This window comes from Aneurinibacillus sp. REN35 (assembly GCF_041379945.2).
In the GTDB taxonomy this organism is placed as follows: domain Bacteria; phylum Bacillota; class Bacilli; order Aneurinibacillales; family Aneurinibacillaceae; genus Aneurinibacillus.
The window spans coordinates 1-208 of record NZ_JBFTXJ020000072.1; the positions used below are offsets into that span (position 1 = coordinate 1).

1 protein-coding gene is annotated in these 208 nt (G+C 59.1%); it reads left to right on the forward strand.

Annotation, left to right across the window (positions count from 1 at the left end):
* Nucleotides 1-36 precede the first annotated feature (36 nt).
* Complete coding sequence (locus AB3351_RS23685; RefSeq protein WP_371149565.1) at nt 37-147, forward strand: hypothetical protein; 111 nt, start codon at nt 37-39, stop codon at nt 145-147.
* Nucleotides 148-208 lie beyond the last annotated feature (61 nt).

A 208-nucleotide genomic window follows, 5' to 3' on the forward strand; every position in this document is an offset into this window, starting at 1 on the left:
GGCCGCAAAGGCATCGGTACGACCAAGAAGGTATCCATGACGCTTGCGGACGAGCTCTGGGCCCGGTTGGACAGCTATAGCGCCGAGCACGGCCTTTCCCGCTCGGAGGCGCTTCGCCGCATTTTGGAATCTCACTTTTCGCGTTGATCGATTTCCGGAGAGCAGGTGAGGCTATTGTTCGTACGAATCGCCAAAGCATCGCTCGCGC